This is a genomic window from Photobacterium sp. 53610, assembly GCF_036409375.1.
Classification (GTDB): Bacteria; Pseudomonadota; Gammaproteobacteria; order Enterobacterales; family Vibrionaceae; genus Photobacterium.
On record NZ_JAXOFS010000001.1, the window covers coordinates 151,009 to 166,733 of the forward strand.

The following is a 15,725-nucleotide window of genomic DNA, read 5'->3' on the forward strand; positions in this document are numbered from 1 at the left end:
CTTTTTTGTCCGTCGCAATCTAGCAACCGATTGAACATATGACTAAGATGAGATTATGAGTAAGTTAAGTGAATGGATTAACCCTGAGTCAGACGTACTGAACGAGGAGGGCACTCAGGTTAAGCCGCCATCGATGTACAAAGTGATTTTGAATAATGATGATTACACACCGATGGATTTTGTGATAGAAGTGTTACAGAAGTTCTTCTCCATGGACTTGGAGAGAGCAACACAGTTGATGCTGACTGTGCATTATGAGGGGAAGGCAGTATGCGGCATTTTTACTGCCGAAGTCGCTGAAACCAAAGTGGCTCAAGTCATGATGTATGCAAGAGAGCATGAACATCCGCTACTGTGTACGATGGAAAAAGCCTGACTTTTTCCGGCACGCCAATTCGAGTGGTATTTAGGGGAGGTGCCTTATGCTAAACAAAGAACTTGAAACCAGTCTCAATGGGGCTTTTGCACGAGCAAGGGAAAAGCGCCATGAGTTCATGACAGTTGAGCATCTGCTGCTGGCGCTTTTGGAGAATCCTGCTGCTCAGGAAGCCTTATTAGCCTGCCGGGCTAATCTGGACACCCTTCGTAAAGAACTGGATGCATTCATCGAGCAAACAACACCATTGATCCCAGCGGATGATGAGAGCCGGGAAACCCAACCGACGCTGAGCTTCCAGCGTGTCTTACAACGGGCCGTTTTTCATGTTCAGTCTTCTGGTCGCAGCGAAGTGACCGGCGCAAACGTACTGGTCGCTATTTTCAGTGAGCAGGAATCTCATGCGGCTTATCTGCTGAAGAAAAGCGATATCAGCCGACTGGATGTGGTGAATTTCATTTCTCACGGTACGGTCAAAGACAGCGACAATGATGATTTAAACCAATCGGATGTCAGTTCAGACGACCCTCGTGCAGAAAACGGGGAAGACCGTCTCGAAAACTTCGCAACGAACCTGAACCAGCTGGCTCGCGCGGGAGCGATTGACCCGCTGATTGGCCGCGAACATGAACTGGAACGTACTGTTCAGGTGCTGTGCCGCCGCCGTAAAAACAACCCGCTGCTGGTGGGTGAGGCTGGTGTTGGTAAAACGGCAATCGCAGAAGGTCTGGCATGGCGGATTGTCGAAGGCCAGGTTCCCGACATTATTAAAGAGTGCGTGATTTACTCTCTGGATATTGGTTCTCTGCTGGCTGGCACCAAGTATCGCGGCGACTTCGAAAAACGCTTCAAAGCGATTCTGAAACAGCTGGAAAAAGAAGAGAAAGCGGTTCTCTTCATTGACGAAATCCATACCATTATTGGTGCAGGTGCCGCTTCCGGTGGTCAGGTCGATGCCGCCAATCTGATTAAGCCATTGCTGAGCAGCGGTAAAATCCGCTGTATGGGTTCAACCACTTATCAGGAATACAGCAATATCTTCGAGAAAGAGCGGGCACTGGCTCGTTGCTTCCAGAAAATTGATATTGTTGAGCCGTCTCTGGATGACACGACGAAGATCCTGATGGGACTGAAACCCAAATATGAAGCACACCATGAAGTGCGCTATACCAACAAAGCCATTCGTGCAGCGGTAGAGCTGTCGGCAAAATATATCAATGAGCGTCATTTACCGGATAAGGCAATTGATGTGATTGATGAGGCGGGCGCACGTTGCCGTCTGGCCCCTGCCAGTAAGCGTAAGAAAACTATCAATGTCAGCGACATTGAAGCCATGATTGCCCGGATTGCCCGTATTCCTGAGAAATCGGTGTCATCCAGTGACAAAGAAGTGCTGCAAAAACTCGACGGCAAGCTGAAAATGCTGGTGTTTGGTCAGGATCCTGCCATCGATGCACTGACAGAGGTCATCAAGCTGAGTCGTGCTGGTCTGGGGGCTGATAACAAGCCTGTCGGTTCTTTCCTGTTTGCCGGCCCGACCGGGGTAGGTAAAACGGAAGTGACCGTTCAGCTGGCGAAGATTCTTGGCATTGAGCTGCTGCGTTTCGATATGTCCGAGTATATGGAGCGCCATACGGTCAGTCGCCTGATTGGTGCGCCTCCAGGCTATGTCGGGTTTGATCAGGGCGGTTTGCTGACGGATGCCGTCATCAAGCATCCGCATTCAGTGGTGCTGCTGGATGAAATTGAAAAGGCCCATCCGGATGTGTTTAACCTGTTGTTGCAAGTGATGGATAACGGGACGCTGACGGATAATAATGGCCGAAAAGCGGATTTCCGGAATGTCATTCTGGTGATGACCACCAATGCGGGTGTGCAGGAAACGGTGCGTAAATCGATTGGTTTGGTTCAGCAAGATCACAGCCATGACGCGATGTCAGAAATTAAGCGTGTGTTTGCACCGGAGTTCCGCAACCGTCTGGATAACATCATCTGGTTTAACCATCTTGAAAAAGAAGTCATTAATCAGGTCGTCGATAAGTTCATTGTTGAGTTGCAGGCACAACTGGATGCAAGAGGCGTATCCATGGAAGTGTCTAACGAAGCACGTGAATGGCTGGCGAACAAAGGTTATGACAAGTCGATGGGGGCTCGTCCGATGGCCCGTGTTATTCAGGAAAACCTGAAAAAACCGATGGCGAACGAATTGCTCTTTGGCAGTCTGGTCAATGGTGGGTCTGTTCGGGTTGGTCTGCGGGATGACGGTACGCTGGACTTCCACTTCAGCAGTGAAATGGAACCGGCTCACTAGTGTTCCACTGAAAGACAGTATTCGCTGAATAAAGAAACGGGACCTTCAGGTCCCGTTTTTATTCATCCTGTTTCAACAGGGAATGAGAGTTCTGCGTTGTTTGCAGCAGAAAAGCCAGAATGACTAGTCTCTGGCTCAGTACAATTAGCGCGAACGGAAGACGATGCGGCCTTTAGACAGATCGTAAGGAGTCAGTTCTACTGTTACCTTGTCGCCCGTCAGAATACGGATGTAGTTTTTACGCATTTTGCCGGAGATGTGTGCAGTCACAACGTGACCGTTTTCCAGCTCAACGCGGAACATAGTATTAGGTAGTGTATCTAGTACAGTACCTTGCATTTCAATTACGTCTTCTTTTGCCATTGAATCCTCTTAGGCTACCGTGCCATGCTTCTGATTGGGCCGGATAATGCCTTGAAACTGTTTAAGTGTAAAGTTAGGCCCGCAATTTTACCCTCGCAGCTTCTCTTTGTCAGCTTTTGTTGCAAACTTCATTTCTTTTCGCAGAGAAGCGATCGAGATATACCGGCCGAATGCTTTACTGCCATTGCCCCTTGACCAGCTTCTGGTAGGGCTTGAACCGGGTTTTATAGTTCATCGCAGGGCAGTCATCAATCTGATAACCTGGATACAGCCAGCGCCGTTCCGTTTCCCGGCAGAAATCAATCTGTTTCAGAACGCATAAAGTGCCCAGAGAGAGCGGATGTTCGGGGTCAAAAAACGTATAGACTGCACTCAGGGCTTGATCAAGAAAATCTGTTACAGCAACCGCAACCAGTCGGCCCGCCTGATACAGATGCAGGAAGCGTGTATCCATCCAGTTCGCCTGGCAAAATTCAAAAAACTGTTGTCTGTTTGCCGGATACATCGCCCCGTGGACGTGCCGTTTCCGGATATAGTTTTCATAGAGCGGAAACCAGTTGTCATCCAGTTTGGATTTGAACTCAGCGTGAAAGCTATCCAGTTGTTTGAGCTGACGTTTCTGGCTTTTACTCGGGCTAAAGTTCTGACAATCAACCCGTAATGGCGTGCAGGCCTGACAGTGTTCACACATCGGCTTATAGATAGCCTGTCCGCTGCGGCGGAAACCGCAGCCGAGTAATGCGCCGTAACCGGACGTCGTCAGCCAGCGGTGGTCAACGACGACACCCAACTGTTCTTGCTGTTCAGGCAGGTAACTGCAATTGATGACGGGCGTAAAACCTAAGCGAATACTGGGAAGGCTCATGATGTTCCTACAACGTAATAACCTGAGGTGAGTAACAGTCTGCTGTAAGTATGGCGCATCTCAGATGGGCCAGGCTTTGCAAAAATGCGTCACGCTCGATTTCTCGTGCGCCCAGAGAGTTCAGGTGCGGGTTCATGATCTGACAATCAATGAGTTTGCCGCCGTGGGCACTGAAGTGGCGGCAAAAATGCCAAAGCGCAATTTTTGAGGCATTATCAGCCAGAGAAAACATCGATTCACCGCAAAAAACTGCACCGACGCTGATTCCGTACAAACCGCCAATCAGCTGGCCTTGCAACCAGACTTCTACGGAGTGGCAGTGGCCCAGTTGATGGAGATTTTTGTAAGCCTGAATCATGGCTGGCGTGATCCAGGTGGCATCCGGACCACGACTGTATGCACACTGCTCAATCACCTGATGACAGGCATGGTTCAGTGTCACCTGATAGCCTGATTTGCGAAAAAACTTTTTCAGGCTTTTGCTGGGCTGGAAAACATCGGGCAGAATGACTGCACGGGGAGAAGGGCTCCACCATAACAGGGGCTCCCCTTCGGCATACCAGGGAAAAATCCCCTGCTGATAGGCATGGATAAGCCGCTGGGGACTGAGGTCGCCGCCAAAGGCTAGCAGACCATTCGGATCTTCCAGTGCGGTATTGGGATGGGGAAACTCTAAATCAACCTGATCAAGCTCAGGCAAGTATATAGCCATATAAATACAATCTAGTTGGAGAAAATCCGTATGAAAAAGTGGTTACTGTTCGTGTTGCTGTTTCCACTGGTGTTGCAAGCTGCACCTTATCACCGCAATCAGGCCCGGCCAGTGAATGAGGTCGTGTTCGGCCAGTTGGAAACTGTACGTTATATTACCCAGCAGGAAGTGGTCAACTCCAGTCATAACGGCTGGGAAACACTTTTGGGGGCTGTGGTCGGGGGCTTGATCGGGAATCAGTTTGGTGGCGGTCACGGGCGTGAAGTTGCAACCGCCATTGGCGCGATGGCTGGCGCTGGGGTTGCGTACCGCCAGCAGGACATCGGACAAGCAATCCGGCACTATAAACTGGTCGAGCTGCTGATCAAAACAGAAGAAGGGAAGCTGGTGGATGTGATCCAGGATGTGGATCCGGATATGCTTTTCCAGTCAGGCGATAATGTCCGTATCCTGTATTTTGATGATGGCGTTCGGGTTGATCGTACCTATCCGTAATCTCTGCCCGTCTCACAACGAAAAAGGCTCTGAAATCATCAGAGCCTTTTGATATGCAGGTCAGATACGTTGCCAGAGTTCGCTGTACCGGCCTTGCTGGGCCATCAGTGAGGCGTGATTGCCTCGTTCTATGATGGCTCCCTCATCCATCAGACAAACCTGATCCATCTGTTCCAGCCCGACCAGGCGGTGGGTGATAAAGACCACGGTTTTCTCCGCCATATGTTCAAACAGTAGTGACAGGATTTGTTGTTCCGTGCGGCGATCCAGTCCCTCTGTCGGTTCATCCAGCAGTATGACCGGAGCATCGTGCAGCAGGGCACGGGCAATCCCCAGCCGACGGCGTTCACCGCCGGAAATCTGGCGGCCACCGTCGCCCAGCCAGGTATCCAGCCCATTGCCTTCCAGCAGTTTTTGCAGTCCGACCTGAGTCAGGGTTTGTGCAAGTTCTTCATCATTGGCCTCAGGTTTGGCCAGCAGCAGGTTCTCACGAACCGTGCCGTTAAAGATATCCACCCGCTGGCTGACCACACTGATCGCGTTGCGCAGCGATGCTTCCTGCCATTGAGCCAAAGGCACATTATCCAGCAGAATCTGTCCTTGCTGAGGGTCCCAGTTCCGGGTCAGTAACTGCAGCAGCGTGGATTTACCACAGCCGGTACGGCCCAGCAGCGCCAGTTTTTCACCGGCTGTCATGGTGAAGGAAACCTGATTGAGGACGCTTTTTTCACTGCCGTGATAAGTGAAGTGAATGCTCTCGACCCGGATATCACCTTTCACATTGGCCTGGTGGCCGTTGGGATCAAACGGGGTGTCCGGTTCAGCATGGATGATTTCGTTCAGACGTCTGGCCGATGTCAGGGTTTGTCCCAGATACTGGAATGCGCCGGCGACAGGCATCATCAGTTCAAAGCTGGCCATCGTGGCGAAGGCGGCAAGGGCAATCATTGGATCTGGCGTTGTCCCGCCGACACCATCGGCAGCCAGCCAGAGCATCAGGACCAGGGTCCAGCCAGTCGCCAGCATCAGCATCGCGCTTGCCATGCCGGTCAGGCCGGCCATGCGGCGTTGCGCCAGCAGCAGGGACTTCTGTTCATTGAGTGTCTGTTCACGGTAACTCGGTTCTGCATTGAACAGAAGCAGCTCGGCCTGACCCTGAATCCAGTCAAGCAGACGGATTCGGAATCCGGCTTTCGCCAGCGTCAGGGTTTCGCCGTGTTTTTGCCCTAATTTGTAGAAAATTACCGGCAGGGTGAACATCAGCGTCAGTAAGATACAGCCAAGGACAAGACCCAGCGTCGGATCAAACCAGGCCAGAAATCCGCTGATTGCCAGCAGTGCTATCACCCCAATTACTAACGGACTGATCAGGCGAAGATACACATGATCCATCGCATCGACATCAGCGACCAGGCGGTTCAGCAAATCTGCATCCCGCAGATTGGTTTGACGGCCCGGGATCAGCGGGGTCAGTTTGCGGAAGAAGAAGATTCGTAAATCCGCCAGCAACTTGAACGTTGCATTGTGGCTGATGACGCGCTCTCCCCAGCGACCTGCGGTTCGTGCAATGGAGAAACCACGCACGCCAGCCGCCGGGAGCATGTAATTGAACGTTTCGCGGGCGATGCTCAAACCGGCGACCGCAGATGCGGCCAGAAACCAGCCGGATAAGGTCAGCAGGCTCATGGCGGCAAGTAAGGTCGCCAGGCCCAGCAGCATTCCCAGTGTCAGACCGAACCAGTGCCGGCGGTACAGTTTCAGGTAAGGGATTAAATCACGCATCGAGATCCCTCTTATCAGTGTGCGATAACATGTCGGCTAACAAACCTTCCCGGCTGATCTGGCTGAAATGGCCTTGCTGGACGATCTGGCCATTTTCCAGTACCAGGACTTTATCCATTTCGGTGAGCTGGTCCAGACGGTGACTGATCATCAGCGCTGTCTGTCCCTGAGTCGCCTGATTCAGACTCTGCTGAACCAGTTGTTCACTGTTGGCATCCAGACTGGCTGTGGGCTCGTCAAGCAGCCAGAAGCTGCCGTTTTGCAGCAATGCACGCGCGACAGCCAGACGCTGCGCTTGTCCGACGGATAAGCCGGCAGAGCGGTCACCCACCGGGTGATCATATCCACGTTCAAGGCGCTGGATAAATTCGCTGGCAAAGGCTCTTTCGGCGACTTGCTGAATATGCTCGTCCGTGGCCTGCGGGTTCCCTAAAACAATGTTGTCGCGGACACTGCCATGGATCAGCAGCGGATTCTGTCCGACCCAACTGATGGCCTGACGCCATTGAACCGGATCGATTTCTCGCAGCTCTGTACCGTTCACCCGGATGCTGCCTTCATAAGGCAGGAAGCCGAGCAGGGCGTTCAGCAGGCTGGTTTTTCCGGCACCACTCGGTCCGACGAGCGCGACCTGCTGGTGCGCTTCAATGTCAAAACTCAGCGGCCCTGCCAGTATCTGGCCTTGCGGACTCAGTACTTTGACATCGTTCAGGCGGATACTGATGGTTTCAGGCGCTTCGAGCGGCTGCTCGCCCTGGCTCATGTTATCCGCTTTTGTATTCAGGAAAGTCACGATAGATTCTGCAGCGCCAATGGCCTGTGCTTTGGCATGATAATAGGTGCCGAGATCACGCAACGGCTGGTAGAACTCCGGCGCCAGCAGCAGGATAAAGAAGCCGGTAAACAGGGTGATTGGCAGGCCGTAGTGGCCGAAATCTAACTCACCGATGAATGAGAAGCCGAAGTACACGGCGACCAGAGCAATCGAAATTGCCGTAAAAAATTCCAGAACCGCAGAAGAAAGGAATGCAAGACGCAATACTTCCATCGTACGTTTGCGCAGCGTATCTGCGGCGTCATGCAGGTTTTCTGCTTCTGCTTCAGCACGGTTAAACAGGCGCAGTGTCGCCAGTCCCTGCAGGCGGTCATAAAAGTGCCCGGACAGACGCTGCATCGCTGTAAAGTTACGTCGGCTGGCATCTGCGGCACCAATACCAACCAAGGCCATAAAAAAGGGAACCAGTGGTGCGGTGACCAGGAAAATCAGTCCGGCGGCCCAGTTGAACGGGAACACGGCGACTAAAATCACCAGCGGGATCAGAACGGACAGCGCCATTTGCGGGAGATAACGGGCAAAGAAATCCTGCATTTCTTCAACCTGCTCCAGGATCAGACTTGCCCAGGAGCCAGCCGGACGTCCTTTAATGAACGCCGGACCCAACTGATGCAGCCGGTTGATAATCAGTTCCCGGATATGCAGGCGGATTTGTTCGCCACAGCGGTAACCTGCGACTTCCCGTCCCCAGCTGCAGGCAGCACGCAGGGCAACAACAGCAATTAATCCCGCAAAATGAGGAAGCAACTGATGTTTGTCGGTCTGTTCGATAATGAGTTGCTGCAGGATAGTGGCGAGTAGGCCTGCCTGGGCAATAAGGAGAAGACCCGACAGAAATCCCAGGCCCACACTCAGCATCAGCCAGGGTTTGGCCAGCTTGCTTTGCGATTTTAACCACTTGGTCAACTCGCGCTGTAATTGTTTATCCATGTTGAAATAGCGCTGTATGGTTGGTTGAATTCTGGTTTCCCAATTGGGGGAAGGTAAACAGGCCGCAGTCGATTGCCGCGGCCGTAGTCATCGGTATTACTTGCTTAGGGCATCCAGATAGCGTTCTGCATCCAGAGCTGCCATACAGCCTGTTCCGGCAGATGTGATGGCCTGACGATAAACATGATCCATAACATCACCCGCGGCAAAGACACCGGCAACGCTGGTCTGGGTCGCATTTCCTTCCAGCCCGGACTGTACCTTGAGATAACCGTTTTCCATGGCCAGCTGACCGGCGAAAATATCTGTGTTCGGCTGGTGACCAATCGCAATGAAAACACCCATCACGTCGAGGTTTTCGGTGGCGTCTGACTTGGTGTCTCTCAGGCGTACGCCGGTTACACCCATGTCGTCGCCCAGCACTTCATCCAGCGTACGATCGGTATGCAGGATGATGTTGCCGTTGTTCACTTTGTCCATCAGACGATCGATCAGAATCTTCTCTGAGCGGAAGGTATCACGGCGGTGAACCAGGTGAACCTCTGAAGCGATATTGGCTAGATACAGTGCTTCTTCAACCGCTGTATTACCACCGCCAACAACCGCGACTTTCTGATTGCGGTAGAAGAAACCATCGCAGGTTGCACAGGCAGAGACGCCGCGTCCCTGAAATGCCTGCTCGGATTCCAGGCCAATATATTTGGCGGAAGCGCCTGTTGCGATAATCAGCGCGTCACAGGTGTACTCGCCATTGTCTCCTTTGAGGAGGAAAGGCCGCTGGCTGAAGTCTGTTTCATTGATATGATCGAAAATAATTTCCGTATTGAATTTTTCGGCATGAGTTTTCATGCGTTCCATCAGTGCAGGACCTGTCAGGCCTTCTGCATCGCCTGGCCAGTTCTCTACTTCTGTTGTGGTTGTCAGTTGACCACCTTGCTGCATGCCAGTAATCATGACTGGATTTAAATTGGCGCGGGCCGCATAAACCGCTGCGGTATAGCCGGCTGGGCCAGAACCGAGGATGAGTAGTTTACTGTGTTTTACGTTACTCATTGTTTCTCCAGACTTAGTCAGCGTCACGTATCAGTAAGGCATCGATTGTAGGGAAATTGCAGGTGTAAGGAAAGAGCAGACCATAGCTCTGTTACAAACTCAATGAAAAAGCGCTAAAAACAAAGTTTTCAGCGCTGAAAGGGAAGTTCGGGCTCTGAAATTCACATTAGTGCATACTCAGGGCCACGGTCGGGTCTGTATAGTGCAGATTAAAGGCTTCGGCGACTTCGCGGTAGGTAACTTTACCGTGAATCACGTTCAGCCCGGCAAGGAAACCGGGGTCATCCAGCAGAGCTTGTTTATAGCCCTTGCCAGCCAGTTGAATGATATAGGGCAGTGTGGCGTTGTTCAGTGCAAAAGCTGAGGTTCTGGCCACGGCACCCGGCATATTTGCCACACAGTAATGAACGACCTGATCCACGATATAGGTCGGATCTGTATGCGTTGTCGGGTGCGAGGTTTCAAAGCAGCCCCCCTGATCGATGGCGACGTCCACCAGACAAGAGCCCGGTTTCATCTGCTTCACGTGTTCCGCCGAGATCAGTTTCGGGGCGGCGGCTCCGGGGATCAGGACTGCACCAATAATGACGTCGGCTTCGGGAACCATCCGGTCGATCAGGTCGTCGGTTGAGTAAAGCAGCTTCACTTTACCCTGAAACTCACAATCCAATGCCCGGAGGGTATCCAGGTTGCGATCGAGTACGGTGACATCAGCCCGCATGCCCATGGCCATCCGGGCCGCGTTTGAGCCGACGACGCCCCCTCCGAGGATCAGGACTTTGGCCGGTTCCACACCTGGCACACCACTGAGCAGCAATCCTCTGCCGCCCCGGGGGTTTTCCAGTGTCTGAGCCGCAGCCTGTACCGACATTCTGCCCGCAACTTCGGACATCGGAGCCAGTAAAGGCAACTGGCCTTTATGGTTTTTGACCGTCTCATAAGCAATACAAATAGATTTGCTCTGAATCAGATCCTTTGTTTGCTCATAATCAGGGGCAAGATGCAAATAAGTGAAGAGGATTTGCCCTTCGCGAAGCATGGCTCTTTCGACGGCTTGAGGTTCTTTTACTTTAATAATCAGCTCTGATCTGGTAAAAACTTCTGAAGCAGTCGAAAGAATGGTTGCTCCGGCAGATTGATAATCTGCATCGGACAACCCTATACCAGCTCCGGCCTGGGTTTCAATGAGAACCTCATGGCCGAGTGAAACCAGCTCTCTGACACTACTGGTGACAAGGCCAACGCGGTATTCATGGTCTTTGATTTCTTTAGGCACACCGATGATCATGCTGTGCTCCTTGATCGATTTAGCAGGGTAAGCTATGGACAAGGTTGAAATGACAGAGCTAATGGCAGTATAGTTTGACTAAAAGAGTATTTGATACTAAAAAACTCGTAGATGTAATATATTTTATTGCAAGGAAGTAAGAAGGTGGAATAAAAAATGGTAGATACCAAAAAGAAACCCTCCAAGGAGTTGGATCGAATAGACCGTAACATTCTGAATGAACTTCAGAAAGACGGTCGAATTTCAAACGTTGAGTTGTCTAAACGTGTAGGTTTGTCCCCAACCCCTTGTCTCGAGCGTGTACGTCGTCTGGAGCGCCAAGGCTACATCAGTGGCTATACTGCGCTTCTGAATCCCCAGTATCTGGATGCCTCTCTGTTGGTTTTCGTAGAGATTACGCTGAATCGTGGTGCGCCGGATGTCTTTGAGCAATTTAACCGCTCAGTTCAGGAACTGGAAGATATTCAGGAATGTCATCTGGTCTCCGGTGATTTCGACTACCTGCTGAAAACCCGCGTATCAGACATGTCGGCATACCGTAAGCTGCTGGGGGAAACCCTGCTGCGTCTGCCGGGTGTGAATGACACGCGTACATATGTGGTGATGGAAGAAGTGAAGCAGACCAACAATCTGGTGATTAAGACCCGTTAATTGGTCGGATTGCTGAACCTGCTTCTCTCGTGAATTCAAGCGGCCTTTGTGCCGCTTGAATTGTTTCTGGGAATGCAGAAAAACATTCGGTCTTGATTGCTGAAAAAGTCTGCAACTCATCATTGAATTGACATTCAGATGAATTATTTGTGTTATCAAGCAACTACAATAAAAGCCTGATGACTGAAGTATCCAGGTCGTGGCGTAAGTAGGCGCGCTTTTTCCTACTTTGCTCCCACATTTTTTCAGGCGGGTAACAATACCAGTGAAGTGGTATAAAATGGGTCACTTGGATATCACAGCGCATCATGCTGATCCGCTCAGCTGGGTTACTGTTACTTACCCCCGGCTTACAGTCAGTTTTAGCAAGACCGGAGAGAATTTTTGAGGAAGGTAAAAGGCAAATTTCAGCCTGTGCGTTTGTCAGGTGGGCAGCGCTTATTGGAAAGTTTCCTGATCATCGGCATACTTGCCGCAGTGTATCTTATGGTGGCGCTGGTCAGCTTTGATCCGGCGGATCCGTCCTGGTCACAAACGGCCTGGCAGGGGCCGGTTCAGAACAAGGCTGGTGCTTTTGGTGCACTGGTGGCGGATACATTCTTTTTCACTTTCGGTTCTCTGGCATATCCCTTACCCGCCGTGATTCTCGGCGCGACCTGGATTATGTTTCGCCGTCGTGGTGAGCGGACAGCACCGGATTATATGATTTATGGCACCCGGCTGCTCGGGCTGCTGGTTTTGTTCCTGACCAGTTGCGGTCTTGCCGATCTGAACTTTGATGATATCTGGTACTTTTCTTCCGGCGGAGTCATTGGTGATGTGGTAGCCAACCTGACGTTGCCGCTGTTCAATCTGTTGGGCACCACGCTGGTGCTGATGTTTTTATGGGCGGTTGGTTTCACTCTGCTGACGGGGATTTCCTGGCTGCGGGTTGTTGACGGAATTGGTGAATCGACGCTGGGGATGCTCAGCTGGCTGCTGAATAAAATCCGGGGTGAATCGTCGCAAACCCTGACACCTTTTGCCTCTGAAATTCCTGACGAAAGCCAGACGCCTTATGCTGCGACTTTGCTCGACAAGCCGAATGGGTCTGAGATTGACGACGATGACGTCTTACTGAAAAAGCCAGCGGTCCGGGTGGCTTACACCCCAACTTCGTTTGCAGACACTGTACTGAACGAAGCGCCGAAGTCTGGTCTCGCGTCTGCCGGTTCTGCAATTCCGGCAGCGAAACCTGAGTCTGACGTCGCGGTGAGTACTCCGCCGCCTGCGGAACCGGCCATTGTGATGCCGGAGCGCAGCAGACCGACTGCTGTGCAGGTGAACCAGCCACTGGGTACGAACCCGGATGCTGCGGACCTGACGATTGAAGCGTTGCAGTCTCAGCTGGCTCAGGACGAAGACTATAGTGTGTATGCGCCAGAGGCAGGCAGGGCTCAGGAACATCAGCAAGAGCATACTGCAGAACTGGCCGGAGATGATTTTGATGAAGAGCCGTCTCTGGGTGATCTGTCGTTGATTGAAGACGTGCCTGAATTGAATCAGCCGGACCCGGTGCAGGCATCTGAAGCGCCGGAAGAGGATGACCTTCCGTGGGAAGAGCAGGATGAGGCGGAATCTGAAGCAGCTTCAGCCTATGAGGATGCGTTCGAGAGTGAACACGAGATTGAAATCGGTGTTCATGATGGGATGTCTGAGCTGGAGCGCGCTGCCGCTGCAGATGAAGCGGATGATGCAGAAGACGCAGAGGAAATCGATGCCGAAGAATCGGACGAAGAGGCTTTCCAGCGTAAAATCCGTGAAGCGCAGCAGGCCCAGCAGCAACAGGCTTATGCTGCCGGTCTCGACAATCCTTTCCTGATGAAGAAAGACGTGGATTTACCGAAGCCGACATCCCCGATGCCGACGCTGGATTTACTTCAGCCGGCACAACAGAATGTGCAGCCAACCAGTGAGGAAGAGCTGAAGCACACTGCGCGGCTGGTGGAATCTAAGCTGGCGGATTACAAAATTAAAGCCAAAGTGGTTGGGATTTATCCGGGCCCGGTGATTACCCGATACGAACTGGATCTGGCACCAGGCGTGAAAGTCAGCCGGATTTCCGGGCTGGCGAAAGATTTGGCCCGGGCCCTGTCGGCTTATGCCGTGCGTGTGGTCGAAGTGATTCCGGGCAAACCGTACATTGGTCTGGAATTGCCCAATGAACATCGCGAAACCGTGTATATGTCTGAGGTGCTGGCCAGCGACCGGTTCCAGAATATGCGCAGCGCGCTGCCGATTGTGCTGGGTTATGACATTGCCGGGGAGGCTGTGGTTGCTGACCTGAGTAAAATGCCTCACCTGCTGGTGGCCGGTACCACAGGTTCCGGTAAATCGGTCGGTGTGAACGTGATGATCCTCAGTCTGCTTTACAAGTGTAAGCCTGAAGACTGCCGCTTTATCATGATCGACCCGAAAATGCTGGAATTGTCGATTTATGAAGGAATTCCGCACCTGCTGACCGAAGTGGTCACTGACATGAAAGATGCCGGAAACGCCTTGCGCTGGTGTGTGGGCGAGATGGAGCGCCGTTATAAACTGATGGCCGCAGTTGGGGTTCGTAATCTGGCCGGCTTTAATGCCAAGCTGAAAGAAGCTGCTGCAGCCGGTCATCCGATTCACGATCCGTTATGGCGACCTGGCGATTCTTTAGACGAACACCCGCCGCTGTTGGAGAAAATGCCGAGTATTGTGGTCATAGTGGATGAGTTTGCTGATCTGATGATGGTCGTCGGCAAGAAAGTTGAGGAACTGATTGCGCGTCTGGCCCAGAAAGCGCGGGCTTCAGGGATCCATCTGGTTCTGGCAACTCAGCGTCCGTCGGTGGATGTGATTACCGGTCTGATCAAGGCCAATATTCCAAGCCGGATGGCGTTTACGGTATCCACCAAGACCGACTCACGGACCATTCTGGATCAGGGGGGTGCCGAATCACTGCTGGGTATGGGTGACATGTTGTACCTGCCGGCGGGTCAGAGTCATACAGTGCGTGTTCACGGGGCATTTGCCTCTGATGATGACGTGCATAACGTGGTCAATGACTGGAAAGCCAGAGGTAAACCTCAGTACATTGACGGCATTCTGAATGCCGATCAGGGGACTGAAGGCATGTTGCCCGGAGAGAGTCCGGCCGGTGGAGATGACGATTTGGATCAGCTGTTTGATCAGGTTGCAGCGTTTGTCGCTGAAAGTCGTCGCGGGTCAGTCTCTGGTGTGCAGCGCCGCTTTAAAATTGGCTACAACCGGGCTGCCCGGATTGTAGAACAGCTGGAAGCACACGGTATCGTCAGTCCGCCCGGGCATAACGGCAACCGTGAGGTTCTGGCTCCCGCTCCAACAGGAGATTAATGAATGAAGAAACACCCGAAAATGATAAAGACAGTGCAGCGAATTCTTTTGGCTGCGGCGCTCCTGCCTGGTTTGGCTTTTGCCAGTGCGCAGCAGGAGCTGAGCCAGCGTCTGAATAAAGTGGATGCGTTCAGTGCGAGTTTTACTCAGAAAGTTACCAGCCCGGAAGGCGACCTGCTGGTTGAAGGTCAGGGGAAAGTATCGGTGCAACGTCCGAATCTGTTCCGCTGGCATGCAGATACGCCGGATGAAAACCTGCTGGTTTCTGATGGCCGGACCTTGTGGTATTACACCCCGATGGTTGAACAGGTGACGGCGATGAAGCTGGAGGATGCAACTGAGCAGACGCCTTTTGTTCTGCTGATCCGGAATCAGAATCAGGATTGGGCAAAATATAACGTCGTGCAAACTGCTGATACATTCACGCTGACCCCGAAAGACCGTGCCGCTGTGACCGGTAAGTTTGTCGTGACCGTCGGTAAAGATGGCCAGGTCCGCGGCTTCTCGGTGGAAGAACAGGACGGTCAGCTCAGTCAGTTCCGTTTTGCTCAGTTTGCCAAGGGCAAACAGGACAGAAAGCAGTATAGTTTCACCCCACCTGCAGGGGTTGAGCTGGACGACAAGCGCTGATTGCGCTAAAAACAAGAGATTCATATACAGGCGGTAGAAATACCGCC

The 15,725-nt window shown here is 52.2% G+C and carries 13 protein-coding genes; 6 read left to right on the forward strand and 7 right to left on the reverse strand.

Going from position 1 to position 15,725, the window contains the following annotated elements:
- Window positions 1-55: 55 nt before the first annotated feature.
- Together clpS and clpA are read left to right on the forward strand one after the other, a co-directional pair.
- Complete coding sequence (clpS, locus tag SPK40_RS00775) at window positions 56-376, forward strand: ATP-dependent Clp protease adapter ClpS (protein ID WP_330959114.1); 321 nt, start codon at window positions 56-58, stop codon at window positions 374-376.
- A 46-nt stretch (window positions 377-422) separates the two neighbouring features.
- Window positions 423-2,687, forward strand: coding sequence for an ATP-dependent Clp protease ATP-binding subunit ClpA (gene clpA, locus SPK40_RS00780; protein ID WP_330959115.1), 2,265 nt, complete (start codon window positions 423-425; stop codon window positions 2,685-2,687).
- A gap of 144 nt (window positions 2,688-2,831) precedes the next feature.
- Here the strand turns inward: clpA and infA are convergent, their stop codons facing one another.
- The 3 genes from infA to aat form a co-directional block, all read right to left on the reverse strand.
- Window positions 2,832-3,050, reverse strand: coding sequence for a translation initiation factor IF-1 (gene infA / locus SPK40_RS00785; RefSeq protein WP_027252769.1), 219 nt, complete (start codon window positions 3,048-3,050; stop codon window positions 2,832-2,834).
- 175 nt (window positions 3,051-3,225) lie between these two features.
- Window positions 3,226-3,915, reverse strand: a complete 690-nt coding sequence (locus SPK40_RS00790) for an arginyltransferase (protein WP_248140994.1) — start codon at window positions 3,913-3,915, stop codon at window positions 3,226-3,228.
- A 7-nt stretch (window positions 3,916-3,922) separates the two neighbouring features.
- Window positions 3,923-4,627, reverse strand: a complete 705-nt coding sequence (gene aat / locus SPK40_RS00795; RefSeq protein WP_330959116.1) for a leucyl/phenylalanyl-tRNA--protein transferase — start codon at window positions 4,625-4,627, stop codon at window positions 3,923-3,925.
- A gap of 30 nt (window positions 4,628-4,657) precedes the next feature.
- Here aat and SPK40_RS00800 point away from each other — a divergent pair, with 30 nt between their 5' ends.
- Window positions 4,658-5,122, forward strand: coding sequence for a glycine zipper 2TM domain-containing protein (locus SPK40_RS00800; RefSeq protein ID WP_330959117.1), 465 nt, complete (start codon window positions 4,658-4,660; stop codon window positions 5,120-5,122).
- Window positions 5,123-5,182: 60 nt separating this feature from the next.
- On the opposite strand, the gene cydC is transcribed toward SPK40_RS00800, so the two are convergent.
- The 4 genes from cydC to ald form a co-directional block, all read right to left on the reverse strand.
- Window positions 5,183-6,904 carry a heme ABC transporter ATP-binding protein/permease CydC gene (gene cydC / locus SPK40_RS00805; protein ID WP_330959118.1) on the reverse strand — a complete coding sequence of 574 codons (1,722 nt, stop codon included), beginning with the start codon at window positions 6,902-6,904 and terminating at the stop codon, window positions 5,183-5,185.
- Window positions 6,897-8,669, reverse strand: a complete 1,773-nt coding sequence (cydD, locus tag SPK40_RS00810; RefSeq protein ID WP_248140986.1) for a heme ABC transporter permease/ATP-binding protein CydD — start codon at window positions 8,667-8,669, stop codon at window positions 6,897-6,899. Before cydD ends, cydC begins: the two co-directional genes overlap by 8 nt.
- Window positions 8,670-8,765: 96 nt before the next feature.
- Window positions 8,766-9,722, reverse strand: coding sequence for a thioredoxin-disulfide reductase (gene trxB, locus SPK40_RS00815; protein WP_330959119.1), 957 nt, complete (start codon window positions 9,720-9,722; stop codon window positions 8,766-8,768).
- A 166-nt stretch (window positions 9,723-9,888) separates the two neighbouring features.
- Window positions 9,889-11,010: an alanine dehydrogenase gene (gene ald / locus SPK40_RS00820; RefSeq protein WP_330959120.1), complete on the reverse strand. Its 1,122-nt coding sequence runs from the start codon at window positions 11,008-11,010 to the stop codon at window positions 9,889-9,891.
- A 156-nt stretch (window positions 11,011-11,166) separates the two neighbouring features.
- Between ald and lrp the strand changes: the two genes are divergently transcribed.
- The 3 genes from lrp (at window position 11,167) to lolA (ending at window position 15,678) form a co-directional block, all read left to right on the forward strand.
- Window positions 11,167-11,661, forward strand: coding sequence for a leucine-responsive transcriptional regulator Lrp (lrp, locus tag SPK40_RS00825; protein ID WP_027252761.1), 495 nt, complete (start codon window positions 11,167-11,169; stop codon window positions 11,659-11,661).
- A gap of 384 nt (window positions 11,662-12,045) precedes the next feature.
- Window positions 12,046-15,048, forward strand: a complete 3,003-nt coding sequence (locus tag SPK40_RS00830) for a DNA translocase FtsK (protein ID WP_330959121.1) — start codon at window positions 12,046-12,048, stop codon at window positions 15,046-15,048.
- Window positions 15,049-15,081: 33 nt separating this feature from the next.
- Window positions 15,082-15,678: an outer membrane lipoprotein chaperone LolA gene (gene lolA, locus SPK40_RS00835; RefSeq protein WP_371929407.1), complete on the forward strand. Its 597-nt coding sequence runs from the start codon at window positions 15,082-15,084 to the stop codon at window positions 15,676-15,678.
- Window positions 15,679-15,725 lie beyond the last annotated feature (47 nt).

Coding starts and splice junctions, on each gene's coding strand:
- clpS (WP_330959114.1), top strand. CDS start 56: ATGAGTAAGTTAAGTGAATGGATTAACCCTGAGTCAGACGTACTGAAC.
- clpA (WP_330959115.1), top strand. CDS start 423: ATGCTAAACAAAGAACTTGAAACCAGTCTCAATGGGGCTTTTGCACGA.
- infA (WP_027252769.1), bottom strand. CDS start 3,050: ATGGCAAAAGAAGACGTAATTGAAATGCAAGGTACTGTACTAGATACA.
- SPK40_RS00790 (WP_248140994.1), bottom strand. CDS start 3,915: ATGAGCCTTCCCAGTATTCGCTTAGGTTTTACGCCCGTCATCAATTGC.
- aat (WP_330959116.1), bottom strand. CDS start 4,627: ATGGCTATATACTTGCCTGAGCTTGATCAGGTTGATTTAGAGTTTCCC.
- SPK40_RS00800 (WP_330959117.1), top strand. CDS start 4,658: ATGAAAAAGTGGTTACTGTTCGTGTTGCTGTTTCCACTGGTGTTGCAA.
- cydC (WP_330959118.1), bottom strand. CDS start 6,904: ATGCGTGATTTAATCCCTTACCTGAAACTGTACCGCCGGCACTGGTTC.
- cydD (WP_248140986.1), bottom strand. CDS start 8,669: ATGGATAAACAATTACAGCGCGAGTTGACCAAGTGGTTAAAATCGCAA.
- trxB (WP_330959119.1), bottom strand. CDS start 9,722: ATGAGTAACGTAAAACACAGTAAACTACTCATCCTCGGTTCTGGCCCA.
- ald (WP_330959120.1), bottom strand. CDS start 11,010: ATGATCATCGGTGTGCCTAAAGAAATCAAAGACCATGAATACCGCGTT.
- lrp (WP_027252761.1), top strand. CDS start 11,167: ATGGTAGATACCAAAAAGAAACCCTCCAAGGAGTTGGATCGAATAGAC.